The sequence below is a fragment of the Flavobacterium sp. P21 genome, from assembly GCF_050632225.1.
In the GTDB taxonomy this organism is placed as follows: domain Bacteria; phylum Bacteroidota; class Bacteroidia; order Flavobacteriales; family Flavobacteriaceae; genus Flavobacterium.
In genome coordinates, this window is the sequence record NZ_CP192585.1 from 2202398 (window position 1) to 2227243 (window position 24846).

General features: G+C 34.4%; 23 protein-coding genes and 4 pseudogenes. 9 read left to right on the forward strand and 18 right to left on the reverse strand.

What is annotated here, in order from left to right; all coding sequences use genetic code 11:
* Positions 1–64: 64 nt before the first annotated feature.
* The 14 genes and pseudogenes from ACQ9BO_RS10895 to ACQ9BO_RS10960 all read right to left on the reverse strand — a co-directional run bounded on the left by ACQ9BO_RS10895 (position 65) and on the right by ACQ9BO_RS10960 (position 13280).
* The gene (locus ACQ9BO_RS10895; protein WP_431244719.1) at positions 65–1924 is read right to left on the reverse strand and encodes a peptidase M61; all 1860 of its coding nucleotides are present in this window, start codon (positions 1922–1924) and stop codon (positions 65–67) included.
* Between the two features lie 98 nt (positions 1925–2022).
* Positions 2023–2300: pseudogene (locus ACQ9BO_RS10900) on the reverse strand (DUF2805 domain-containing protein).
* A gap of 120 nt (positions 2301–2420) precedes the next feature.
* Positions 2421–3248 (reverse strand): sterol desaturase family protein, encoded by an 828-nt coding sequence (locus ACQ9BO_RS10905; protein ID WP_431244720.1) that lies wholly within the window; start codon positions 3246–3248, stop codon positions 2421–2423.
* Between the two features lie 225 nt (positions 3249–3473).
* Positions 3474–4181, reverse strand: a complete 708-nt coding sequence (aqpZ, locus tag ACQ9BO_RS10910; RefSeq protein ID WP_431244721.1) for an aquaporin Z — start codon at positions 4179–4181, stop codon at positions 3474–3476.
* Between the two features lie 33 nt (positions 4182–4214).
* Positions 4215–4571: a DoxX family protein gene (locus tag ACQ9BO_RS10915; RefSeq protein WP_431244722.1), complete on the reverse strand. Its 357-nt coding sequence runs from the start codon at positions 4569–4571 to the stop codon at positions 4215–4217.
* 86 nt (positions 4572–4657) lie between these two features.
* Positions 4658–5554 (reverse strand): annotated as a pseudogene (locus ACQ9BO_RS10920) (EamA family transporter).
* A 219-nt stretch (positions 5555–5773) separates the two neighbouring features.
* Complete coding sequence (locus tag ACQ9BO_RS10925) at positions 5774–6940, reverse strand: peptidylprolyl isomerase (protein ID WP_431244723.1); 1167 nt, start codon at positions 6938–6940, stop codon at positions 5774–5776.
* A 32-nt stretch (positions 6941–6972) separates the two neighbouring features.
* Positions 6973–8049 carry a peptidylprolyl isomerase gene (locus tag ACQ9BO_RS10930; RefSeq protein ID WP_132990035.1) on the reverse strand — a complete coding sequence of 359 codons (1077 nt, stop codon included), beginning with the start codon at positions 8047–8049 and terminating at the stop codon, positions 6973–6975.
* A gap of 47 nt (positions 8050–8096) precedes the next feature.
* Positions 8097–8756 (reverse strand): gliding motility-associated peptidyl-prolyl isomerase GldI, encoded by a 660-nt coding sequence (gene gldI / locus ACQ9BO_RS10935; RefSeq protein ID WP_431244724.1) that lies wholly within the window; start codon positions 8754–8756, stop codon positions 8097–8099.
* Positions 8757–8762: 6 nt separating this feature from the next.
* A complete protein-coding gene (locus ACQ9BO_RS10940; RefSeq protein ID WP_431244725.1) occupies positions 8763–9767 on the reverse strand; it encodes a DHH family phosphoesterase in 1005 nt (334 codons plus the stop codon).
* Between the two features lie 160 nt (positions 9768–9927).
* Entirely contained in the window at positions 9928–11184 is a 1257-nt protein-coding gene (locus ACQ9BO_RS10945) for a voltage-gated chloride channel family protein (protein WP_431244726.1), read from the reverse strand.
* Between the two features lie 152 nt (positions 11185–11336).
* On the reverse strand, positions 11337–11720 hold the full coding sequence (locus ACQ9BO_RS10950; protein ID WP_026729120.1) for a RidA family protein: 384 nt from the start codon (positions 11718–11720) through the stop codon (positions 11337–11339).
* 353 nt (positions 11721–12073) lie between these two features.
* A complete protein-coding gene (locus ACQ9BO_RS10955; RefSeq protein ID WP_431244727.1) occupies positions 12074–12373 on the reverse strand; it encodes a chaperone modulator CbpM in 300 nt (99 codons plus the stop codon).
* Positions 12363–13280, reverse strand: a complete 918-nt coding sequence (locus ACQ9BO_RS10960) for a DnaJ C-terminal domain-containing protein (RefSeq protein WP_431244728.1) — start codon at positions 13278–13280, stop codon at positions 12363–12365. The genes ACQ9BO_RS10955 and ACQ9BO_RS10960 overlap by 11 nt, the downstream gene beginning before the upstream one ends.
* 569 nt (positions 13281–13849) lie before the next feature.
* Here ACQ9BO_RS10960 and ACQ9BO_RS10965 point away from each other — a divergent pair.
* Positions 13850–14305, forward strand: a complete 456-nt coding sequence (locus tag ACQ9BO_RS10965) for a hypothetical protein (protein ID WP_431244729.1) — start codon at positions 13850–13852, stop codon at positions 14303–14305.
* A gap of 102 nt (positions 14306–14407) precedes the next feature.
* Here the strand turns inward: ACQ9BO_RS10965 and ACQ9BO_RS10970 are convergent, their stop codons facing one another.
* Entirely contained in the window at positions 14408–14935 is a 528-nt protein-coding gene (locus tag ACQ9BO_RS10970; RefSeq protein ID WP_431244730.1) for a hypothetical protein, read from the reverse strand.
* Positions 14936–15164: 229 nt separating this feature from the next.
* Here ACQ9BO_RS10970 and guaA point away from each other — a divergent pair, with 229 nt between their 5' ends.
* The 8 genes and pseudogenes from guaA to ACQ9BO_RS11010 all read left to right on the forward strand — a co-directional run bounded on the left by guaA (position 15165) and on the right by ACQ9BO_RS11010 (position 21268).
* Positions 15165–16694 carry a glutamine-hydrolyzing GMP synthase gene (guaA, locus tag ACQ9BO_RS10975; protein ID WP_431244731.1) on the forward strand — a complete coding sequence of 510 codons (1530 nt, stop codon included), beginning with the start codon at positions 15165–15167 and terminating at the stop codon, positions 16692–16694.
* A 62-nt stretch (positions 16695–16756) separates the two neighbouring features.
* Positions 16757–18079 (forward strand): LysM peptidoglycan-binding domain-containing protein, encoded by a 1323-nt coding sequence (locus ACQ9BO_RS10980; RefSeq protein ID WP_431244732.1) that lies wholly within the window; start codon positions 16757–16759, stop codon positions 18077–18079.
* 56 nt (positions 18080–18135) lie between these two features.
* Positions 18136–18672, forward strand: coding sequence for a hypothetical protein (locus tag ACQ9BO_RS10985; RefSeq protein WP_431244733.1), 537 nt, complete (start codon positions 18136–18138; stop codon positions 18670–18672).
* Positions 18673–18840: 168 nt separating this feature from the next.
* Entirely contained in the window at positions 18841–19224 is a 384-nt protein-coding gene (locus ACQ9BO_RS10990; RefSeq protein ID WP_431244734.1) for a LysM peptidoglycan-binding domain-containing protein, read from the forward strand.
* Between the two features lie 79 nt (positions 19225–19303).
* Positions 19304–20179, forward strand: a complete 876-nt coding sequence (locus tag ACQ9BO_RS10995) for a PBP1 and LysM peptidoglycan-binding domain-containing protein (protein WP_431244735.1) — start codon at positions 19304–19306, stop codon at positions 20177–20179.
* Positions 20160–20636, forward strand: coding sequence for a hypothetical protein (locus ACQ9BO_RS11000; RefSeq protein WP_431244736.1), 477 nt, complete (start codon positions 20160–20162; stop codon positions 20634–20636). Before ACQ9BO_RS10995 ends, ACQ9BO_RS11000 begins: the two co-directional genes overlap by 20 nt.
* A complete protein-coding gene (locus tag ACQ9BO_RS11005) occupies positions 20633–20866 on the forward strand; it encodes a hypothetical protein (protein WP_431244737.1) in 234 nt (77 codons plus the stop codon). Before ACQ9BO_RS11000 ends, ACQ9BO_RS11005 begins: the two co-directional genes overlap by 4 nt.
* Positions 20866–21268, forward strand: a pseudogene (locus tag ACQ9BO_RS11010) (OsmC family protein). Before ACQ9BO_RS11005 ends, ACQ9BO_RS11010 begins: the two are co-directional and overlap by 1 nt.
* Before the next feature lie 253 nt (positions 21269–21521).
* Here ACQ9BO_RS11010 and ACQ9BO_RS11015 read toward each other — a convergent pair.
* The 3 genes and pseudogenes from ACQ9BO_RS11015 to ACQ9BO_RS11025 all read right to left on the reverse strand — a co-directional run bounded on the left by ACQ9BO_RS11015 (position 21522) and on the right by ACQ9BO_RS11025 (position 24836).
* Positions 21522–21866: a hypothetical protein gene (locus ACQ9BO_RS11015; RefSeq protein WP_431245104.1), complete on the reverse strand. Its 345-nt coding sequence runs from the start codon at positions 21864–21866 to the stop codon at positions 21522–21524.
* A gap of 48 nt (positions 21867–21914) precedes the next feature.
* A pseudogene (locus tag ACQ9BO_RS11020) lies at positions 21915–23377 on the reverse strand (glycoside hydrolase family 35 protein); the annotation flags it as partial.
* An 82-nt stretch (positions 23378–23459) separates the two neighbouring features.
* The gene (locus ACQ9BO_RS11025; protein ID WP_431244738.1) at positions 23460–24836 is read right to left on the reverse strand and encodes a Gfo/Idh/MocA family protein; all 1377 of its coding nucleotides are present in this window, start codon (positions 24834–24836) and stop codon (positions 23460–23462) included.
* Between the last annotated feature and the right edge of the window lie 10 nt (positions 24837–24846).

A 24846-nucleotide genomic window follows, 5' to 3' on the forward strand; every position in this document is an offset into this window, starting at 1 on the left:
TAAAACTAAAGACATAAAAAAAACCGACAATCACTTGTCGGTTTTTTTATTTGTTTAAAAGGAATTATCCTTTCAACCATGCATTTTTAAGTTTTTCTTTTGAAGCATCAGTAGCTTTAAAAGTTTCAGATTCTTCAAATGGTAATTTAACAGTGCCTTTTATAGTTTCTTCTTTGCCCGCGCGTTTAATTTTTACAGTAATTGGATCATTTTCTTTCCAGTTTTCACTTTCTCCAATTAAATCATAAATATTAGCAAGCGAATAAGGTTTGTCGTTTATAGAAACCAAAATATCGCCACCTTTTAAATTAAGGTTTCTGAAAAATTCATTTGGTTCAATATCAGAACGAACAGCAATTTCTTTTGTTTGTTTGTCAACAGAAATATAAGGTGTTTGTCCTTTCAAGAATATTGGTCCTGGTTTTTTCTCAGTTGCTTTTGTTACACCAACTTTTGCTAAGTAAAAATTGTAAGGAATTGGAGTTGTTCCTGCTACATATTTGTTTAAGAATTCACCAACTTCAGGATAAGTCAATTGTGTGATTTTAGCAAAAAGTTCATCATCATTAAATGGTTTTTCAATACCATATTCGTTTGATAGTTTGTGCATTAAATCAAGAATTCCTCTTTCTCCATTGCTTTTTTCTCTGATAATAATATCGATGCACATACCAATCAACGCACCTTTTTGATATACGTTCAAATATTGGTCTTTATAAGGCTGTTCCAATACATTTTTGCTCATTACAGTAAATGACATTGTATCGTTTAAGCCTTTTGCTTGTTCGATTTTATCAGCAATTCTCGTGTAAAATTCAGCTTCGTTAATCAAACCTTGATTGATTTGGAAAAGGTTTGCAAAATATTCTGTTACACCTTCATACATCCATAAATGTTCAGACATTTTTGGTGCATTATAATCAAAATATTGGATTTCTTTTGAATGAATTGTCAATGGTGTTACAATATGGAAAAACTCATGAGAGACCACATCTTTCATTGATTCTACCAGTTTTTCTTTTGGCATAGATTCTGGCAAAACCACTGTTGTAGCCGTTGGATGCTCTAAAGCTCCAAAACCATGTGCATCATCCTTTGCAAGGCTTGACAAGTACAATAAAACAGTATATTTTTTAGTAGAATTGATTTTTCCTAAAAAGTTTTTCTGCGCCGTCATCATTGTTTTCATTTCAGGCGTAATGCTTTCAGCAGTAAATTTTCCAGTAGGAGAATAAACTGCAATCAAAATATCCATTCCGTTCACGTTGAAAGTCGTGTAATCAGGTTTAGAATACATAATTGGATTTTCAACCAAAACTGCATAACGAGGCGTTGTGAAAACGTCGCTTGTTTTGCTGTCGTCAGTATCAGTCATTGAAGTTGCTCCCCAAAGTGTTTCAGGATGCGTGATAGTAACTTTGTAAGGAACATCTAACTTATCTTGAAAATAACCTACAAAACCATGCGTATTGACCATAAAGTTAACACCTGCGTTAATGTTTGTTCCAGCTGGTGAAAACACATCGTCATTTCCAAATCCAGTTCCTTTTTCGGTATCGAAAGTATCGCCAACCAAATAAGTGATTTTTTTAAGTGTTTTTGCATTCGAAATTGACCAAGAATTATCGTCAATTCTTTTTACAGTTAGCTCATTTCCTTTGGCATCAAAAGCTTTGAAACCATCAGAATATTTACCGTAATTATCTGTTGAATACGTTCCAGGAACTGTTTTTGGGATGCTGTAAATTACTTCGTCCGTTTTAATTGCCGGAGGTGTTACAGTTACTAAGACTTTGTCGTCTTTAACATCTACAAGGTTAATGTTGACATCGACAGTTTTGCTTTTTGCATCTCCAGATGTACTTCCCGTTTTACAGCTCCAAAATGTTACAGCAAGAGCAAGGGTGTAAATTATTTTTCTCATTTGTTCGCGTTTAGTTATGTGTATTTGACTTCTAAATTATCAAATTGTTACATTTTATATAAAAATAAAAAAAACTCCTGAATTTCAGGAGTTTTGTATTAGTCTAGTTTGTTCTTTATATAATATTTTCCGTCCAAGTCTTCGTCGAAGTCATCGATTTTGACTGGTTTTGGTTTTGGCTTATTTGCAATTGCCTTCTTTTTCCACATCTCAAATTTTTCAAGAGGCATTTTCTTCTTCATGATTTCCAGAACTTCCTTTTCTGCTAATCCAAATTCTTTTTTTATAATTTCAAATGGATTTTTTCTTCTAAAGCTAACGAAACAAGTCTTTCTGTTTGTTCCCAATTCAATTCTTTGCGGCTACTCTTTTTCATCTCGTGAAAATTAATTCAAAATAGAGGTTAATGATTAATAATAGATTGATTTTCATTTTATATATCAATATTAATAAAAAAATAATTACTTGGTTCGCCGAACTATTTTTTTTGCTGATTTTAACTGTTTTTTATTGATCTCGATTTTTGAAAAGGAATTTGCAATAAATTTCCCAATTTGTTGTGTTCTTCGGGGTTCATATGGGTATCTACTCCATAAATTAATTGGTCTTTTGGCAAAGTGGTAAAAGTTCCGAAAAGACGGTCCCAAATTGAAAAAATATTTCCATAATTGCTATCGGTGTATGGAAGTACATAATGATGATGTACTTTATGCATATTTGGCGAAACAATAAAATAACTCAAAAAAACATCCAGCTTTTCCGGAAGCGAAATATTAGCATGATTAAACTGAGAACCTATTACGGACAATGATTGATATAGAAAAACCATCCACATTGGGCTTCCGACAATCAAAACGCCTAAAGTTGTAAAAATAAATCGAATAACGCTTTCTCCCGGGTGATGTCTGTTTGCCGAGGTCGTGTCAATCCAAGTATCTGTATGGTGGATCAAATGAAAACGCCATAAAAATTTTACTTTATGTTGAACAAAATGAGCCAAATAAGCACCAATTAAATCCAGCAAAAGCAAGCCTATTAAGGTATAGAGCCAAATTGGAATTTCAGGAAGCCATTCTAGAATTCCAAAATGATTTTCAGTTGTCCAAGCGACAGTTTTGATTAGAATGAAGGCTAATACAAAATTGACTATAATGGTGGTAAGCGTAAAAAAAATGTTGATTCCTGCATGATGCCATTTTTTATAACGCATCTGAAAAAGGGGAAAGGCATTTTCGATCAGCCAAAAAATAGTGATGCCACCAATCAAAATTAAGCTTCGATGTGAAGAGGGAATTGTACTGAAATAATCAATTATAGCATTCATAATTCAACAATGTATTTCTTCAAATGTAATAAAATTGATGAAATAATAATTTAAATTTTATGAAATATGATTTTTTTTGTGTTTTTTATTGTTATTAGTGTTTTTTGGATTGCTTGTGAAAAAACAAAAAAGAGAAAAAAGCTTATTAAGGACTTTTTCTCTTTATGGGATATTAGGTAACTTTTAAATTTTTAAGATTTGTAAATATTTTTGGCTGAATGAAAATTATGCTTCCTCTTGATTTTGCGGCAAGTTTTTATAGATAAATCCGGCTACAATTGCACCTAGAATTGGCGCCACCCAAAATAACCAAACTTGAGATAATGGCTCACCTCCAACAAAAATGGCTTGAGATAAAGATCTAGCAGGATTTACAGAAGTATTTGTGATAGGAATACTGATTAAATGGATTAAAGTTAAGCCCAAACCAATTGCGATTCCAGCAAATCTTCCGTTTGCAAACTTATCAGTTGCACCCAAAATAATTAAAAGGAAAAATAATGTCAATACAAATTCGGCAATAAAACAGGCTTGCAAAGAATAGCCATCAGGCGAAAATGCTCCAAAACCGTTTGAAGCAAATGCCCCAGCTTTAGTATTGTCAATTGCGAAACCCGCTTTTCCTGAAGCAATTGTGTATAAAGTTCCTGCGATCGCAATTGCGCCAACACATTGCGCAATAATGTACGGAATAAGGTCTTTGGCTGAAAATCTTCCACCAGCCCATAATCCAAATGAAACTGCGGGATTAAAATGTCCGCCAGAAATATGTCCAACAGCATATGCCATTGTTAAAACCGTTAAACCAAAAGCTAAAGCAACTCCCGCAAATCCAATTCCTAAATCAGGAATTCCAGTCGCAAAAATAGCGCTTCCACAACCTCCAAAAACTAACCAAAAAGTTCCAAAAAACTCAGCAAATAATTTTTTCATAATTAAATAATTTTAAATTAATAGATTCGATCGTTAAAGGGTATATTGGTATGCCCATAAAATCAAAACAATTTGTAAGGGCAAACGTACAAATAAAATCCATTTTGGTAAATTAAAACTCGCTTTTTTATTTTGGTACATGTATAAATTTGCAGGAAATACGGCAACTAATAGTGCAATAATTCCCCAAGCGGCAAAATTTTTTGTAAAAGAAAGTAATAGGAGTATGCCTAATAGAATTTCGGCAAATCCACTTAAATTATTTATTAATTTGGGGTTTTTGAATACGGGTGGAATGATCTTGATGTACATTCCCGGTTTTCTGAAATGATTAATTCCGGCAAGTATATATAAAGAAGCCATTAAATATAAATGCCAAGGTTGTTTCATGATATCTTATTGTATATCACGAATTTATAAAAAAATTAACAATTATTGCATTACAGGAGGCTTTTTTTAAAGCTATGTAAAATCGTTTACTTTTTTGCCTTGAAATTTACATTCATAATAATTATGGCAAGAATAATTAAAGCAATACCTATCCATTGCAAAAAGATTACTTTTTCATTTAAAAGAATAAAAGCCATTGTCACTGATACTGGAAGTTCGAGAGCAGAAACAATGCTTCCTAATCCAATTCCAGTTAGAGGAAAACCTGCATTCATAAGCATAGGAGGGATGATGGTTCCAAATAAAGACAAAACAATTCCCCATTTCATGAAAATGGCCAAATTAAATGTGCCTGCTTGCGTTGCAAATGCAAAAGAAAAGACAATCACGGCTCCACCTAAAAGCATATACAGACTTCGTTGCGCCGAAGAAATTTCAGTAGCGACACGATTTGCGGTAAACATAGTAGTTGTAAAAGACAGCTGCGACCAAAAGTCCCCAAACAATTCCTCTCCAATCTAATATAAAATCTGCATGAATAAGATTTGTAGCCAAAGCTGTTCCGATAAGGACAATAAAAACGGCTATTACTTTTTGTTTTGAGGGTAATTTTTTTCTAAAATCATTTCAAGCAAAACGCCCATCCAGACCGTTTGCATTAATAAAACAATTCCAATCGAAACTGGAATGTATTTTACAGCCAAGTAATAGAATAAACTTGTCATTCCTAATGATGTTCCAGCAAGCATTAAGCTGGCTATATTTTTTGAAGAAGCTTTTACCGCAGTTCCTTTATTTTTTATTTTCTGAAATGCATTGATGATCAAAATTCCGATTATTCCCAAAACAAATTGTGAAGTTGTTACTTCGGCAGTTGTATATCCTTCAGAATAAGCCATTTTTACAAAAGTGGCTAACATTCCGTAAGTTGTAGCTCCTAAAGCAACTAAAAAAACTCCTTTTAATACATTGTTCTGTGACATTTGATAATCCTGTTTTAAAAATTAAGGCCGGCAAAGGTAAGCTATTTTGTTTGTGATTTGGCAGAAATTATGGCTAAACGTTTGTTTTAATATTATTTTAAGGGTGTTTTGAATTTGTAAATTGCGTATTTTGCAGAAAATCAGAATTTGATTTAAAAGAAAAAAACCACCAAAACAAATGCTTTGATGGTTTCTATTTTTATAAAACTTTCGTGTTAATTATTTAACCGGCTGATTTTTATAAGTCTCAATTTCAAAGATCAAAGTTGAGTTTGGCGGAATTACACCTCCAGCACCTTTTTCTCCGTAAGCTAAATTTGAAGGAAGGAAGAAAATTGCTTTTTCGCCATCTGTCATCATATCTAATGCCTCGATAAATCCAGGAATCATTCCGTCTTTTTTACCAACTGTGAAAGGGAAGGCTTTATATCCTCCACCAGCATCTCTTTGTGGATCATATTTTCCGTATGCTTTTGCAACATTTGCCATACTGCTGTCAAAAAGATTTCCATTCTCAAAATATCCTGCGTAGTGGAAATAAATTGTCGATCCTTCAGCGCCTTTTACACCAGATCCTTTTTGTGTAATTACATACTTTAAGCCAGATGCAGTTGTAGTTGCTTTTGCTTTAGTTGTCGCAATATAAGTCGCTTTTTGAGCAACTACCTTTTGTGCTTCTTGCTTTTTAGCTTCTTCTTTTTTTACGTCATCTGCAAGAACTTTTACGGCGTCAAATTTTTTAGCCGCATCTCCTTTGCGAGTAATCGTAATTTTTGTCATGATATCATCTTGAACAATTTTATTTACATTGTCCATTCCCGAAACTACGTGACCAAAAATAGTATGTTTTCCGTTTAACCAAGGAGTGTCTTTATGCGTAATGAAAAACTGGCTTCCGTTAGTAGCCGGGCCAGAATTTGCCATAGCAAGAATACCGCCTTTGTCAAATTTTAATTCTTCGGTAAATTCATCTTTGAATGAATATCCAGGGCCACCAGTACCATTTCCGTCTGGATCTCCACCTTGAATCATGAAATCATTGATTACCCTGTGAAATTTCAGACCATCATAAAATGGTTTTCCTTTTAGTCTTTCCACTTTTACATTTGGATTGTTTCCTTCTGCCAATGAAATAAAATTAGCAACTGTAACAGGTGCTTTTACATATTCTAAAGAAACAACAATATCACCTTTTGAAGTCGAAATTGTTGCAAAAATACCATTGTTTGGGTCTTCAGGAACAACTGGTTTTGTCAGCTTGCAGACAGGTTTTGCTGGAGCGACTTTTGATTGAGGCGCTTTTGGCTTTGTCGCTGGTTTTTTTGTTGTTTGAGCTTGTAGGTTTACTAAAGCCAAGCAAAATAATAATAGAAATTTAAATTTCATTTTGTTTCGAATTTAAGTCGATGTATAATTTATTATTGTGGTTTTTCTAATAATTGAATTTCGAAAATGATATTAGCATTTGGCGGAATTACTCCTCCAGCTCCAGTTGCTCCATAAGCTAAATGAGATGGAATAAAAAGAACTGCTTTGTCTCCAAAAGAAAGTTGCTCAATTCCTTCAATAAATCCAGGAATCAGACCGTCTTTTTTACCAGCTTGAAATGGAATAGGTTGGTAGCCGTTTTGTTCTGCTCTTGCAGTGTCGTATTTTCCAAATGTTTTGTTTACATCAGCAATACTTGAATCAAATAATGTTCCATCTTCAAGGAAACCTGCGTAGTGAATGTAAATTTGAGATCCGATTGCTGGTTTTTTTCCAGATCCTTTTTCAGTAATTACAAATTCTAATCCTGAATTTGTTTTAGTAGCTTTTGGTTTGATAGAAGCGTAGTAAGCCACTTTTTCTTTTTGAACACCAGCATATTTGCTTTTTTCTTTTTGAATTTCTGAAAAATAGTCATGAAATACTTTTACAGCGTCAAATTTCTTTGCGGCTTCACCATTTCTGATAATAGTAATTGCAACGATTGTATCGTCTTGTTTTATTTGGTTTACTACTTCTTGTCCTTTTTCAACTACATGACCAAAAATAGTGTGTCTTCCTTCCAACCAAGGCGTTTCAACATGTGTAATGAAAAATTGACTGCTGTTTGTTCCAGGACCGTTGTTTGCCATTGCCAAAACACCAGGTTTGTCAAATTTCAAATCTGTGATCTCGTCTTTGAATTTATATCCAGTATCTCCAGAACCTGTTCCTTCAGGATCTCCAGACTGAATCATAAAATTTTCAATAACTCTATGGAATTTTAATCCGTCGTAAAAAGGCTTTCCTTTTTTGTAATCTTTAGTTACAAATTCGTTTTTCCCTTCTGCTAACGTAACAAAATTTGCTACAGTAACTGGAGCTTTTTTATAGTCCAATTCAACTATAATATGTCCTTTGTTTGTTTCAATATCGGCGTATAAACCATCAGGCAAATTACTGTGTTCATCTTTGCATGAATAAAGAGAAGTAACGGCTAGTAGTAATAATAAAATACTTTTTTTCATTTCTAAAATGTTTTTTTTATGGGTTTACTGTATCTTTTTTAGTTGGATTAACTGGTTTTGCGGCAACTGGTTTTGGTGTTGCAGGTTTTGGCGTTTGTCCAGCCGAAGCGTCCATTGGAGCAGACTTGTCCCGCAGGAGCAACAACTTTTGGTGCAGTAGGATCAGGAACAAAATTACGAAGTGTTACAGTACACATTAACGATTCATTTGGTCCAATTTTTTTATTGTCGCCATGATATCCGTATGCGATATGTGAAGGAAACAAAAACGTAACTGTTTCATTTTTGTGCATGTATTTGATACCGTCGCGCAATCCCATCATGATGTCTTGTTTGTCAACATAATAAGTTTGAGGCCCAAGATCAGCTTCTGAGTAAATTAAATTGCCTTTGATATCTTTTACTTCTAAATTGAAATAAGCTATATCTCCTTTTTTAGGTGTTTGAGTTTCATTTAGATTTCTTTCATCATAAGAAAACCAATAGCCTTTTCTTGTAGCGTAATATTTTACTTTCGGATTGCTTTTTATGATTTTTTTGATGACTTCTTCCTCATTGGCAACTAACTTTTTGTTTCGGTCAGCCGATTTTTTCATAAAAGTTCCCGACACTCTTGAAAGTGGCCTTCTTGCTTCTTCGTGTTGTTTGCAACTGGAAAGCAAAACAGTAAAAAGTAGTGTATAGATACTGATTTTTAAATATTTCATATTCAGTTATATTGTAAGTTTAGATACTAAATCTTCAAATTTAGCCAAAGTTTCTTCCATTGATAAATCTGATTTTCCTCCGGCGGCATTGCTGTGGCCTCCACCGTTAAAATGATCTCTGGCAAATTGGTTTACATCAAAACCTCCTTGCGAACGGAAAGATATCTTGATAATCTGCTCGTCTTTATTTTCGATAAAAATAGCAGTAAAAACAATACCTTTTATGCTTAGGCCATAATTTACTATTCCTTCAGTATCGCCTTTTACATAATCAAATGAATCTAATTCGGCTTGAGTAAGTGAAGTATATGATGTTTTATGCTCTTCAAAAACTTTCATGTTCTGCAACGCTCGTCCTAATAATTGCAAACGGCTGTACGAACTATTATCAAATAATAAAACTGGAATTTGAGTGTTTTCAACTCCAAGATCAATTAATTCGGCAATAATTCGGTGCGTATTTCCTGTTGTTCCTGGAAAACGGAATGAACCAGAATCGGTCAAAATCCCGGTATAGATGCAAGTTGCAATGGTCTTGTCAATATCTTCTTTTTTGTTTAAGAAAGAAATAAAGTTGTAAACCATTTCACAAGTTGATCCAAATTCAGTGTCAGAATACATATAAGTCGCATAATCATCAGGTTTTTGATGATGATCGATCATGACAAACGGAACAGTTAGTTTTGCTAAAGTATACTCCATTTCGCCTGTACGATGAAATGCGTTAAAATCAAGCGTAAAAATCAATTCAGCTTCTTCTAAAATTTTGGTACAGTTTTGAGTATCTTTTTCAAATACTTTTACAGTCTCAGAACCTGGAAGCCAAGCTAGAAATTCAGGAAAATCATTTGGCGCAATTACGGTTGCCTGATGATTGTTTTTTATTAAAAAGTGGTATAAAGCCAAGGTAGATCCCATGGCATCTCCATCTGGGCCTCTATGCGGAATTATTGCGATTTTCTTTGGGGCGACAAGCAACAATTGTATCGCTTGTATATCTTGTATTTTCATAGTGTGCGAATTTACATTTTTTTAATGTAATGTTGCAATCATTTTATAGATTAACACACTTTTAAGTTAGGAGTTATGAGTTGTGGATTTGAGATTGTACTGCAAAGTTTCAGTTTAGAGAATTCTGTATTGGGATTTGGAATTTTATTATTGGAATTTTTTAAAGATGTTCCAATTCTTCTTTTTTAAATCGCTGATACAATTTATATTTCGCACCTTTTACAATCTGAGATTTATAAATACCAACTGAGCCTGAAGAAAAATAAGCAATTGTACAGCCAATGGCGATAAATATTCCAGGAGCAATTCCGAATAATTCCATTCCCATAATGGTGCAGGCGATAGGAGTGTGTGTCGCGCCAGAAAAAACAGCAACAAACCCAACTCCTGCTAAAAGGGCAATTGGCATTGGAATAACTGTTGACAAAGCGCTTCCTAAAGTTGCTCCGACAAAAAATAGAGGTGTTACTTCGCCACCTTTAAAACCAGCTCCGAGAGTAAATCCAGTGAAGAGAATTTTTAGCAGAAAATCATACCATTCATTTGGATTTGAAAATGAATCTACAATTACAGGAACGCCAAGTCCAGAGAATTTTGTAAATCCTAAACCGGCAATTGCAATCGCCAGAATAATTCCGCCAATAACAGGACGAAGTGGTGGATATTTAATGTTTTTAGAAAAAAGAGAACTCCAAAAATGAGTACTTCGAGCAAATAATAAAGCGACGAGACCAGATAAAATTCCGATAATTATGATGTAAAAGATATTGCTCAAGTTAAGTTCAGGAATAACTGGAATGCTGTAATGCGTATGTTTAATTTCCCAAAATTCAACGGTGAAATAGGCGACATAAGCGACTAAAAAAGAAAGTAAAATGCTTTTGAAATTGATTTTACTAAAATATAAAACTTCCAAAGCAAAAATGGCGCCCGCCAAAGGTGTTCCAAAAACAGAGGCAAAACCAGCACTGATTCCGAGAATTATTAAAATTTTGCGTTCGGAATTATCGAGTTTGAAAATTTTGGTGAATTGATCTGCAATTGCGCCTCCCATTTGAACTGCAGTTCCTTCGCGTCCGGCAGATCCGCCAAATAAATGAGTAAGCAAGGTTCCTAAAAGTACCAAAGGAGCCATTTTAAACGGAATTACTTTCTGCGGATTTTCGTATTCTTCCAACAATAAATTATTTCCTTTTGCAACAGATTCTCCCCAGTAATAATAGCTCAAACCAACTAATAATCCGCCAAATGGCAAAAGCCAGATGATCCAGTCATGCGTAATTCTGAATTGTGTAACCCATTCTAAAGAAACAAGAAAAAATGCAGATGCAGATCCTGAAAGTACACCAATTAAAGCACAGATAAAAATCCATTTAGGAATGGAAAGCAATAATTGTTTTGGGCTTTGTGAAGTCATTAATGAATTCTAAAATAGTTTTGCCACGAATTTCACGAATTTTCACGAATTAATATGAAAAAAAACATTTTTAATTTATTTATTCCGATCGCTATCGAAAGTGATAAAAGAAAAAATTAGTGGAAATTCGTGCAATTCGTGGCAAAAAAACTTTACTGAACAACAGCAGTAAATTCGATTTCAACTAAATATTCAGGAGCAACTAATTTGCTGATTTCATAAAATCCAGTTGTAGGTTTTACATCTTTAAAGAAAGCTGAATGCGCTCTGGCAACTTCTTCAAAAGTAGAAACATCTGTTGTGAAAATTCTAGTTCTGATTACATCTTTTATTCCAACGTTCAAATCTTCAAGAACTTTTTCAACGCGCTCAATAATGTTGTATGTCTGCGCGTAAGCGTCATCGGCTTTTACTTTTTCGCCGTCAACGATTGCTACAGTTCCCGAAACTTCAATGATGTTGCCAATTCTTACAGCGCGGCAGTATCCCATTTTGTCTTCCCACGGCGATCCTGTTAAGATGTTTTCTCTTTTCATTTTATGAGTTTTTTTTGAATTGTTTTTTGATGGTTTTTTAAAACAAATTCAGGTTAATTAATGCGTTGCAATTTATAAAATAAGCCAATGAAAAAGAATTATTTTAGTTTGAAATCCCACTTAAAATCAGTCTTTTTTGTGATATTTTAAAATGATTCTGCTTTTTTATTGATGTGAAAAAGTAGTTTAAACTCTGTAAATAGTTTATTTCAATTTTAGCTCTGAAAAAGGTTTTTAACCGCAAATTTCACACCCGAGCGACAGCGAATTGACGAAGTAAATTCACACAAATTAATTTGCAAAAATTTGTGCAATTTGTGGTTGAAATAAGTTTTCCAAACCGATGGATTAATTTATTTTTCTTCTTCGTAAATTCGGAGCTTATTTTGTGTATTTGTCAAATGTTGTTGTAAAACTTCAATTTTATTCAGCAAATGATAAATGGCATCAATTCCTTCCATATTAATATTAAGATCGTAATGCATGCGCATCATTTTCTCGATTGTGGGCAACTCTTCTGGTTCCAAATACTCATCATTTTCTTCAAAAATAATTTTCACCAAACCATAATTGCTGAGCTCTTTTATAAAGGTATTTTCAATTTCGTGATATAGACAAAACTGTTTTATTTGAATTAAATTTTTACTGGCCATGATTTCTAAGTTTAGCTAATTCTGCAAATAATTCTTTTTCTTTTTCAGATAATTTAGTTGGGATTTTTAGATTGTAAGTAACATACAAATCACCAAATTGATTGTCTTTTTTATAAACAGGAAAGCCTTTTCCTTTTAATTTTACTTTTGTTCCCGTTTGAGTTTCGGCCGGCACTTTTATTTTTACTTTTCCGTCAAAGGTCTTTACGCTGATTTCGCCACCTAAAATTGCAGTGTACAAGTCTAAGTCAACATTTGAGTAGAGATTATTTCCATCTCTTTTAAAATCAGAATTGTTGGAGATTTGAAAAGTAATATACAAATCGCCATTTGGCCCGCCGTTTACTCCGGCACCACCATGCCCAGGAATTTTTATGACCTGACCATTTTCAACTCCTGCTGGAATAGTGATTCTAATATTTTTGCCATTAATGGTCAAATTTTGTTTGTGTGTTGTGTATGCCGATGCTAAATCTAGTTGTAATTCGGCATTGAAATCTTGTCCTCTGTATTTGGATTGGCTTCTGCTTCGTCCTGATCCGTACATTGAATTGAAAAAATCAGAAAAATCGCTTCCCGAAAAATCACCTCCAAAACCAGAAAAATCCTGTCCGCTTTGCTGTCTAGAATATTGCTGTTGTTGCTGGTTTGGGTCGTAGCCAGCTTTTTCAAATTCATCGGCGTGTTTCCAGTCTTTCCCGTATTTATCATATTTTTTACGGTTTTCAGGATTGCTCAAAACTTCATTTGCTTCATTGATTTCTTTGAATTTTTTCTCCGCTTCTTTATCATTCGGATTCAAATCGGGATGGTATTTTCGAGCTAATTTCCTGTACGCTTTTTTAATTTCAGCTTCGGTAGCTGTTTTTGTGATTTCCAATGTGTTATAATAGTCGATATAATCCATTTTCTTGATTTTTTGATGAACAAAAATTTAAACCTTGAATTTAGGAATAAGTTGCTTATTCTCAAAGTAAAAGAGCATTTTATAACAAAAATTTCGCAAAATGATTGTACGAATATTTTCAAGGATAATGTTAAAATTTAATACGAGCAATTAAACTATGGCAGGTTTTTTGATTCTAAAAATTAGGCCAAAATATTGTTATAAAATACTTAAAGTGGAAGTGCGTAAACAAATTATAGTATTTTTGCTCAATACTGAAATATTTTGCAAAAATTAACAGGCCGAGTCGATAAAACCTTTTCAATGAAGCACATATTATTTTTCATATTATTTTTTACTGCCGCAACGCTTTCAGCTCAAAATGAATTTAGCACTAAATTCAAGAGTATTCCTGCACCAAAGTTTAATGCGAAGCCAAAAAAATACCGGCTCCTGATTTACCAAGTTTAGATGATCCGGTCGCTTCAACTTCTGAAATTCCAAGTATCAAAACGCCAAATGTTTATGATAATACGCAATTAACGACAAAATCGAAATTTCAGATTGGAGAAGAAAAAAGCAAATTCACGATGTCAACCGAAAGTCAATTTGCTAATCCTGGTGATCGTTATGTAGCCAAAATGGAAAAAGATTTGGACAAAGCTCTAAAAGATGCAGGACTTCGCGAGGGCAGGGGAACATTGGTCAAAAAGAATATTTCTTTGGGAGATTTCAAAACAAAATCACAATATTTTATTGTCAAATTCCGCGATTTTGGAGCAATAGACGGGGATTTGGTAAAAGTATCAAATAACGATCAAGTCATTCGCGATCAGATATTTTTGGATGCTAACTTTAAAGATGTTAAAATTAATTTGGCCGACGGATTTAATAAATTAGATTTTGAAGCCCTTAATATAGGAAGCCTCGGAGGAAACACAGCAGAAATCCAAGTTTTTGACGATAAAGGACAATTGGTAACCAATGATTATTGGGATAATCTAGCGGCAGGATTTAAGGCTTCGATTGTGGTGACAAAAGAGTAAGCGCTGTTAGCGCGAGTTACAAAGCGACAAAGGTTCAAAGGGACAAAGTTTTTACACTTCGTTTGCCTTTGAACCTTTGTCGCTTTGTCACTTTGAACCTTTTTAGAACGGATCCGCAGTAACCTTAAACTTCATGTCCGCTTTTACGGTTACATCTTTTGTTAGAGTTTCTTTCAAAGTTACTTTAGTTCTTATTTTATAGCTGTCAGCTTTGATATACTGATCCAATTTTTGATCAGTGCAAATCAAATCAATTGTGTTGCTGGTTGACATGATATTATCTTGATAAGCCAATTCGATTTCATCTGAATTTGTTGTTGAAATGTACAAATGAACCGATTTCAAAAATGTAAATGTTTTATCTGATGGATCAGAAATCGATAAATTCAACGATCTCAATTTTACATCTTTTACCAGACTAGCTTTTGTTTTGTTGTTTTGAAATTCAGCAGATGAATTTGTCGTTACTTCCGGCGTGATTATTTCCGAAGGCAAATTAATAGGTGAAGTGCTTTTGATTGTAATCGAAGTATTATTCGAAATTGTGAAAGTCAATAAATCATCAACAGCATCACAAGAAGTTAAAAAAAGTGACAGACAAACCGTCAAGGCAATAAGTTTTGATTTCATAGTTAATTTTAAATTGGGTTTTTCGTTACATACGAAATAATTTGGTTTTTGGATTTTGGGCAAAGATACTAAGATGCTAAGTTTCTGAGATGCTAAGTTTTTTGTTTTTGAGTCAGAAAAAGGCTCAGAATCTCAGAAACTTAGCATCTTAGGAACTCCACTGAAAAAAAATATTTATTTTTTCAACGTTCCGATTTTTGAATTTCGAATATAAAAAGTACTTTTGCGCATGCAACACAACGTACTTATTTTAGATTTCGGATCGCAATATACTCAGCTTATTGCGCGTAGAGTTCGCGAATTAAATATATTCTGCGAAATTTTTCCTTACAATCACATTCCGAGTGATTTATCAAGTTATAAAGCCGTAATTTTAGGAGGAAGCCCTTTCTCTGTTAGAGGAGAAGATGCACCACACCCTGATTTATCGCAAATTAGAGGTAAAATGCCTTTGCTTGCCGTTTGTTATGGAGCACAATATTTGGCTCATTTCAGTGGAGGTGAAGTGGCGACTTCAAATACAAGAGAATACGGAAGAGCAAACTTGTCTTATATTAAAGAAGGTGAAACTTTCTTTGAAGGAGTTTCAGAAAACAGCCAAGTTTGGATGAGCCATAGCGATAGTATCAAAGCGCTTCCGACAAATGCTGTAAAATTAGCAAGCACGCATGACGTAGAATACGCGGCTTACAAAATTGAAGGCGAAACTACTTATGCAATTCAATACCATCCAGAAGTTTACCATTCAACAGATGGAAAAAAGATGTTAGAAAACTTCTTGGTTAAAATTGCAGAAGTTCCTCAAAACTTTACTCCAAATGCTTTCGTTGACGAAATGGTAGCAGAATTGAAAGAGAAATTAGGAGACGATAAAGTCGTTCTTGGTTTATCTGGAGGAGTAGATTCTACTGTAGCGACTGTTTTATTAAACAAAGCAATTGGACAAAATTTATATTGCATCTTCGTAAACAACGGTCTTTTACGTAAAAACGAATTCCAAAATGTATTAGATCAATACAAAGGAATGGGATTAAACGTAAAAGGAGTAGATGCTGGAGATCGTTTCCTTGGCGAATTAGCTGGAATTAGTGATCCTGAAACAAAACGTAAAACAATTGGTCGTGTATTTATCGAAGTTTTTGATGATGAATCACACTTATTGGAAGATGTAAAATGGTTGGCTCAAGGAACAATTTATCCAGACGTAATCGAATCTGTTTCGGTAAAAGGACCATCTGCAACTATTAAATCGCACCACAACGTTGGTGGATTGCCAGATTATATGAAATTAAAAATTGTAGAGCCACTTAGAATGTTGTTTAAAGACGAAGTTCGTAGAGTTGGTGCTACATTAGGAATAGATCCTGAATTATTAGGAAGACACCCTTTCCCGGGACCAGGATTATCAATCAGAATTTTAGGAGATATTACTCCAGAGAAAGTTAGAATTCTGCAAGATGTAGATTCTGTATTTATCGAAGGATTAAAATCTTGGGGATTATACGATAAAGTTTGGCAGGCTGGAGCAATTTTGCTTCCTGTAAACAGTGTTGGTGTAATGGGTGATGAGCGTACGTACGAAAAAGTAGTAGCGCTGAGAGCTGTGGAATCAACTGATGGTATGACGGCTGACTGGGTTCATTTGCCATATGATTTCTTGATGAAAGTGTCAAACGATATCATCAATAAAGTAAAAGGCGTGAATCGTGTAGTTTACGATATTAGTTCAAAACCACCTGCAACAATTGAGTGGGAATAGTAGTATATTTTAAAATTAAGGTCTTACATTTGTAAGGCCTTAATTTTTATAACCTACTATTTATGAGAGAATTTTTAACGTTTTTTCTTGTCTTTGTTTTGTCTTTTAACAGAATAACTGCACAAGATTCATTTATCGAGCACAAAATTCAAAAGGGAGAAACCGCTTATTTTATAGCCCAAAAATATAAGGTTTCGGTTGATGAAATCTACAAACTCAACCCCGAATCACAAAACGGAATCAAAGACAATCAAATTATTAAGGTTCCGGTTCATTCTTCAGAAAAGCCAAAACAAAACCAGCAAATCACTCACGTTGTTGGCGAAAAGGAAACACTTTACGGTTTATCAAAAAAATATCACGTTTCTCAAGAAGCACTTCAGGAAGCCAATAAAGAAATTCTTGCCAGCGGACTTCAAGTTGGTCAAGAATTAGTTATTCCGCAAAATGCTTCAAATCTTTCAAAAACTGAAATTACAAATACTACAAAAGCTTCGCATCTTGTTGTTGCTAAAGAATCTTTATTTAGTATTGCCAGACAATACAATGTTTCGGTTGAGGATTTAGAAAATCTAAATAAGGATATTTTGATCAATGGTTTGCAAATTGGTCAAACAATTCTAATTCCGAACAAAAGAAAAACGTTAGACGGAAAAGTTCGTGTGATTAATAAAGAAACTATTTTTCATGTCGTTGAACCAAAAGAAACTAAATTCTCGATTTCTAAAAAATACGGTATTTCGATTGATCAATTAGAATCTCAAAATCCTGAAATCGTAAACGGATTAATTGTCGGAAACAAATTAGCCATCAACACAAAAGAAATAAAACCTGCCAATGAAAGCGAAGAATTAATGCTTGCTTTGGCAGAAAAACAAGTTGTAGTTGAAAAAACAAAAGCTAAAACAGTTGAAATAGAGGATTTAAAAGACCGATTGGTTGTTCAGAAAGAAATGAATCAGAAAATTATAAAAATTAATGATTTGAAAGTGAATCTGAATGATATGAATGGTTCTAAAGAAAATTCGGTTGAAAAACTCCGATTGGTTTTGGAAGCCAACAAAAATGTTCAGGATATTTTGATGGCTAAACTGGATTCATTGGTAAACACGATGAATAATGATTTGGTTGAATTAAAACGAATGGATGTTTTGAATGTTGATGAATCAAAACGTTTGGAAAAACAATCATATGAAAGTATTGGGAAAACTAGTGAATTATCTTCTCAATTGAAAAAAGAATTGGCTGAAAACCGAAAAGCATATGCCGGCTTGATGAACAAAGTAGAAAAAATAGCCGTTGAGGAAAATCAGGAATACAAGAAAAAATCCGCGAAAGCGAGAAAAATAATAATGTTACTTCAATTCAGCAAAGACTTTCTTTAGAAGAAATAAAGCGTTACAAAATCCAACAGGAACAAGGCGATGCCCAAAATCAGCTCTTGATCGCCAAAATCGATTCATTGGATACTCAAAAACAAATTGAAGTAAAAAGACATATCAGCAAAGCTTCTTATTATAGTATGGAGGCTCGAAAATTTGATGACAAATTAGCTTTGATGAAATTGAAAAAGTATCAGGATGAGGCAATTAAAAAACAAAATAAATCGGGTATTTCTGAAGCTTCAAAAACGGTTTCACTAGAAGAAATGAAGCGTGAATTGGAAGAAAATCCGCTTAAAACAGACAAAACAGTAAAAGTTGAAGTTTTTGATAATCTTAAAGAAGTTTCAAACGGGTATTACTTAGTTTTAGGTATATTTACAGACGCAACAGTTCGCGATAAGCTTATCATGAAACTTATTGATTCTGGTGATTTTAACGCAAGTTTCTTTTTCAATATAAACAGTCTTTCGTATTATGTTTACTCGGATAAGTTCGAAAACATGGAAGAAGTTTTGTATAAATGCAAGAAAAAGGAGGAAGATGAGTTATATAAGGAGATAATTATTGCTAAAGCAGAGATTGATCTTAGATAATATTTGGGGAGGAATTAACACTGGCCCGAATCTTGCTTTGACAAGAATTTAATAACTTGTTTTTGAATTAAAAATTAAATTGTTTTAAGTCCTATTTATGAAATATTATTCAACATTATTGTCTTTGGTTTTTTTGTAACCTGTTCGGCTTTTTCACAGGAAAAGGTTGTGAAATATACAGTTACAGGCGGAGAAACAATAAACCAGATTGCCGTAAAATTTAAAGTTACGCCTTATGATATTTATGCATTAAATCCAGATGCTAGAAATGGAGTAAAACCAAATACTGTTTTGCTGATTCCTGCAAGTGGCAAAGCCGTGGTAAAATCTGAACCAGCTGTGGTAAAAACATCCGTTAATACAAAAGATATTATTCACGAAGTACAGCCAAAAGAAACTTTTTACAGCATTGAGCATAAATATGGAATTTCGGATGAAGCGTTAAAAGCAGTGAATCCGTTTTTAGAAAAAGACGGTGTCCAAATTGGACAAAAATTGGTGATTCCAGCAAAAGGTTCAGTTCCAAAAACGGTCGCAGACAAAACCAGCTAAAAATTCAGCTCAAGAGAAATATGTATATCATGATGTGCGACCAAAGGAAACTAAATTTGGTATTGCAAAACAATACAATATGACCGTTGAAGAATTAGAAAAACGAAATCCAGAAATCGTTTCTAATTTGCCAATTGGGTATCGTTTGACCATAAAAGGAACTGCTCCTAAAACAGATGCGGCTCCAATTGCAAATACAGCAAAACCTGCCGAAACTAAAAAAGCGGATACTCCTAAAAAAGCAACAACTTATATGGAATATCAAGTGAAGCCAAAAGAGACTTTTTATAGTTTGGGAAGAACATTTCATTTGAGTCAAGAAGAGCTGACAGCATTAAATCCAGAACTTTCTGGAGGAGTGAAAGAAGGAATGGTTTTGAAAGTTCCAACAGGATATTTAGCGCCACAGCCAATTGTTCCTCAAGCACAGCCACAAGTGGTTGAAAAAACGGTTGAGAAACCAATTGAAAAAGCTGTAGAAACTTCTGCTCCAAGCGGTATTAAAATTGTGGACAAAGTAAAATCTGAAACGGTTTCTGCGGATCCTGAAGTGGTAGAATTGACAAAGAAAAGAGGTCAGACAGAGCGACAAAAAGTGGTTTTATTATTGCCATTTAATTTGTCAAAACTTCAAAGCGATACAACAAGTTTGGCAACAAAAATCAAAACGGATAAATTCTTAAACATGACGTTGGACTTTTATTCAGGAGCAATGATGGCGATTGACTCTGCTAAAGCTTTGAAATTGCCTATTGATGTTTCGATTTATGATTCGGGAGAAACTAAAACGACATCTAACGTTTCAAGTTTGATTGCGCAAAATAAATTGCAAAATGCAAATGCTGTGATTGGGCCATTTTATCAAAATAATGCTGAGTCGACTGCAAATTCACTTCGTCTATATAATGTTCCGGTGATTTCGCCTTTATCAAAAGATGCTGACAAATCCAATTGATAATTTGTATCAAGCAATTCCGTCAAACGATGTGGTGCGTAATTCAGTTTTTGATTATATGCGCGCCAAAAACGGAAATATTGTAGCCGTTGTTGACAAGAAAAAAGAATCAGTAATCAACTATATTAAACAGAACCAAAAAGGAGTTGTATTTGCTACTTTGACAGAAACGGGTGGCTTAGATGTTGCGAACTTAAAAGGGTTGTTGCTTCCTGGCCGAATAAACTATGTAGTGATGGAAACTGGAAATACAGCAATGGTAAAAGCAACAATAAAAGCGTTGCTTGACTCGCAAAAAACATGTCAGGTTCAATTAGTTATTTTAGAGCCAAATAGTACATTGGATACAGATGAAATTAATTTTGATAATTTAGTTAAACTGAATTTGATGTATCCATCAGTAACACGAGAAAGCAGTGAAGCAGGAGCTTTGATTTTCAAAAAGAATACCGTTTGAAAAACAAAGTAAATCCGAATGTTTATGCAACAAAAGGATTTGATGTTACTTTTGACACGATGATGCGTTTGGTTCAAGGGAAAACATACCAAGAAACGGCCGATTTAATGACCACAGAACAAGTGGACAATAAATTTCAATATTACAGAAAAGAGGATGGAGGACACGCAAACAAAGGTGTTTACATTTTATATTACGACAGCGATTTAACTTTAAAAGAAGCAAATTAATGACATCAAAAGTAACCTATTTAGGCGATTTAAGAACAAGTTCAATTCATGTGCAGTCTGGAAGCGAAATTATTTCAGACGCGCCATTAGATAATAACGGAAAAGGGGAGGCGTTTTCTCCAACAGATACAGTTGCAAATGCATTAGCAAGTTGTATGATGACGATTATGGGAATCAAAGCCCGCGATATGGAAGTTGATTTTGTTGGTTCTACTGCAGAAGTAACAAAAATAATGAATGCTGAACCAAGACGAATTGGTGCAATCGAAATTGTTTTTCAAATGAAAAGCAATGCTGATGAAAAAAGCAGAACTATTTTAGAACGTGCTCGCAATGACTTGCCCAGTTTTTCTGAGCTTAAGCAGTGAAATTGAAAAGAAAATTACTTTTAACTGGAGTTAATTTTTTTGACTGAATATTTAAAAAGAGCTGTCTCAAAAGGACAGCTTTTTTTATAAGCTTCGGAGAAGCGAAATATCTACAGAAAAGAATATTTATGCAATATAAAGCTCCAGCGGAGCGACATATCTTAAAGATGTCGCTCCGCTGGAGCTTTTTCTCATTTATTTGATTTAAATTCTATAAATATTTTACCCCGCTGGGGCTTTTGTTTATAGAATATCTGCTTATTCCAGAGCTTTTTAATATGGTTTTTTTAACCTTTTTCAGGTTTTAGATCTTGTAAAATTGGCGATGCAATTGTTTTGACTTCTTTCTGAATTGTTTCATTTTTCTGTTCAAAAATTGTAATGTCATTTTTGCCTTTTTTCAGCCAGCATCCTGGAACATAAAGCGTTTGTTGCGGACCAACACTCCAATAACGGCCAATGTTGATTCCGTTGATGAAAACAATTCCTTTTCCCCAATCTTTCATATCCAGAAATGTATCTCCGGTCTTTTTCAGATCAAAAGTTCCTTGATATAAAGTAGGACGATTTGCTTTTCCTGAGTTTTTATAAGCAGTTAAATCTGGCTTTTTATCCATTGGCAGTTTGTACATTTCCCAATTTCCAGTAATAGTTTCGCCATTGATGATGATTGGACTAATAATTCCTTTGTTATTAGAATTTATCTGCGAACCATAATTAATGCGTCCCATATTTTCAACTAAAATATCTAAAGTTGCATTGAAAGGAACTTCAATTTCACAGTCGTATTTTTTGTAATAGCGGTTTAGCTCGGCAACTTTTTTCCGTTAACATATACGATAGCGTAATCACGTAAACCGTTTAATTCTAATTTTCCGCTAATTGGTTGTGTAAATTTTTTGCTGTACCAAACATAACCATCTCCTTGGTTTAATTGCTCAAATGTTTGTGGCGTATCTTCGATAACAGGTTCTATTTTCGATTTTAGATCATCTAAATCAACTACTTTCGAAAGGGGAATATTCGGAATCGTAATTACTGGAATCTGATCCGGAATATTTGGGGTTTCTTTGGTTTTTAAAAGTTCTCTCAATGCATTATACTTTGGAGTTGCCCAACCCGCTTCACTTATTGGGGCATCATAATCGTACGATGTCATGTCAGGCTGAATGTCGTGCTCTTTATCGTAATTTGCACCAGACGTAAATCCGAAATTGGTTCCGCCATGCACCATATAATAATTGAAAGAAACTTGATTGTCCAGATATTTCTTGGTTTGACGGACAGTCTGTTCCGGCTTCTGAATAGGAAATGGTTCTGCCCAATGATCTAGCCAGCCCGGATAAAATTCTGCAACCATATATGGGCCTTTCCCATTATGGAATTGATCTACGACTTTTTTAAGTTTTGTTACGTCATCTTCACCGTTTGCAGTTGGTAGAGCTCCTGGCAAAGCACCACCTTCAAAAAGCCAACTTCCATCTGAAGTGAAAAACGGAACTTCAAAACCAACATCTTTTAATTGTTGAAAAACTGCGGCGCTGTATTTTTTATGCTCTTCTAATGAAATGTCTTTTCGCTGTGAAACGTAAGAACCAAATTCATTTTCGCCTTGAACCATAATAATTGGGCCACCTTTCGTGATTTGCAAATTAGCAACTTGTTTGTATAATTCGGTAAAATAAGCTTTTGTTGCCGCTAAATACTCCTTGTTATTTCCACGAATTACCATATTCGGAACGTTTTGCAAAAACCAAGGATAACCACCAAATTCCCATTCGGCACAAACATACGGACCTGGACGTAAAATCACAAATAGTCCTTCTTCTTGGGCGGTTTTAATATATTCGGCTAAGTTTTTATTTCCTGTTTTAAAATCCCAAATCCCAGGAGCAATTTCGTGGTAATTCCAGAAAACATACGTGGCAACGGCATTTAATCCCATTGCTTTCATCATTTTTAGGCGATGTCTCCAATATGGCTGAGGGATTCGGGAATAATGCATTTCTCCAGAGTGAATTTGAATCGGTTTTCCATCTAAAAGAAAATTTCCATCGCTGATTGCGAAAGTTTGTTTGTTCTGTGCTGATGCTTCGGAAAATAAGCAACAAGCGATAAAAAGAAATAAAGCTATTTTTTTCATTGTGTTGTGATAAGATTTGCTTGAAAACAGACAAGAGGACAAATATAAACTTTGCCCTCTTGTCTTCCTAACTAACCAATATTTATTCTGAAAACTCTAATTTTTTAAGTTTGTTCCAGCCTCCTCGTGTGAAATCAGGAATTTCTACGGGTGCAGAATTATTATCTAATGAAATTTCTGTCAGTGGACCTAAACAAGACCATTCTGCTAAATCGTAAACATCCATATCTAGAGGAAGTCCTTTTTGCAAACAGTGAATTAAACGATAATCCATAATGAAATCCATTCCGCCATGACCGCCTACTTTTTTGGCTTGTTCTTCAATTCCCTTGGCAATTGGGTGTTTGTATTTTTCCATTAAAGCTTTTTTCACTTCTTCAGGAACAAAAGAGTGTGCGCTTAATTTTTCGTGGTTTGGTTTTACATCGTCGCCTAATTCTTTTCCATCCAAAGCATAACCTTCTAAAGGATATTTATTTGCGAAACCTTTTGTGCCGCTCAATTGATACATTCTGCTGTATGGGCGAGGAGAAGTAACGTCATGCTGAATTTGAATTGTTTTTCCGTTTTCAGTGCGAATCATAGTCATGGTATGGTCTCCGTTTCTAAAATCTTTAATTTCTTGTCCCGATTTTTCTTTGATATAAGCGGGATTTCCAACTGCTTTTGTATCCATAGAAACCAAGAAATTCATTTTGTCGCCACGGTGAATATTTAGTGCCTGACACGCAGGTCCCATTCCGTGTGTCGCATAAATATCGCCACGGTGTTTAATGTTGTAATCCATTCTCCAGTTGTTCCAGTATTCTCCCCAAAACGGCTGTAATCCGTGAATGTAAGAACCTTCCGCATGAAGAATTTCTCCAAATAAACCTTGTTGCGCCATATTTAAAGTTGTCAATTCGAAGAAATCATAAACACAGTTTTCCAATTGCATACAATGTTTTCTCGTTTTTTCTGAAGTATCAATGAGTTCCCAGATTTCTTTCATGGTCAATGCTCCCGGAACTTCGATTGCAACGTGTTTTCCGTCTTTCATGGCCTGAACTCCAATTACGGCATGATGAAGCCAATCTGTTGCCACATAAACTAAATCTACATTTGGCAGGGCTGTAACTTTTCTCCAAGCATTTTCATCGCCATAAAATTCCTGAGCTTTTGGGAATCCGGCTTTTGCCAAGATTTCATTGGCTTTTGAAGTGTTTTCTTGCTTCATGTCACAAAGTGCGATAATTTCAACACCCGGAATATGGGTCATACGTTCAACAGCGCCAGGCCCTCGCATTCCTAAACCAATGAAAGCAATACGAACTTTAGGAATAGCAGGTGCAGACATTCTAAGAACATCTTGCTGTCCTTTTGGCCTTGATGGTGTTTTGGTCTTGATCATTTGTGCTGAGACTGTCCAGCCAAATAAAATACAGACGATTAAAAAGAGTTTTAAAATACGAGTTTTCATGTGTGGTTAT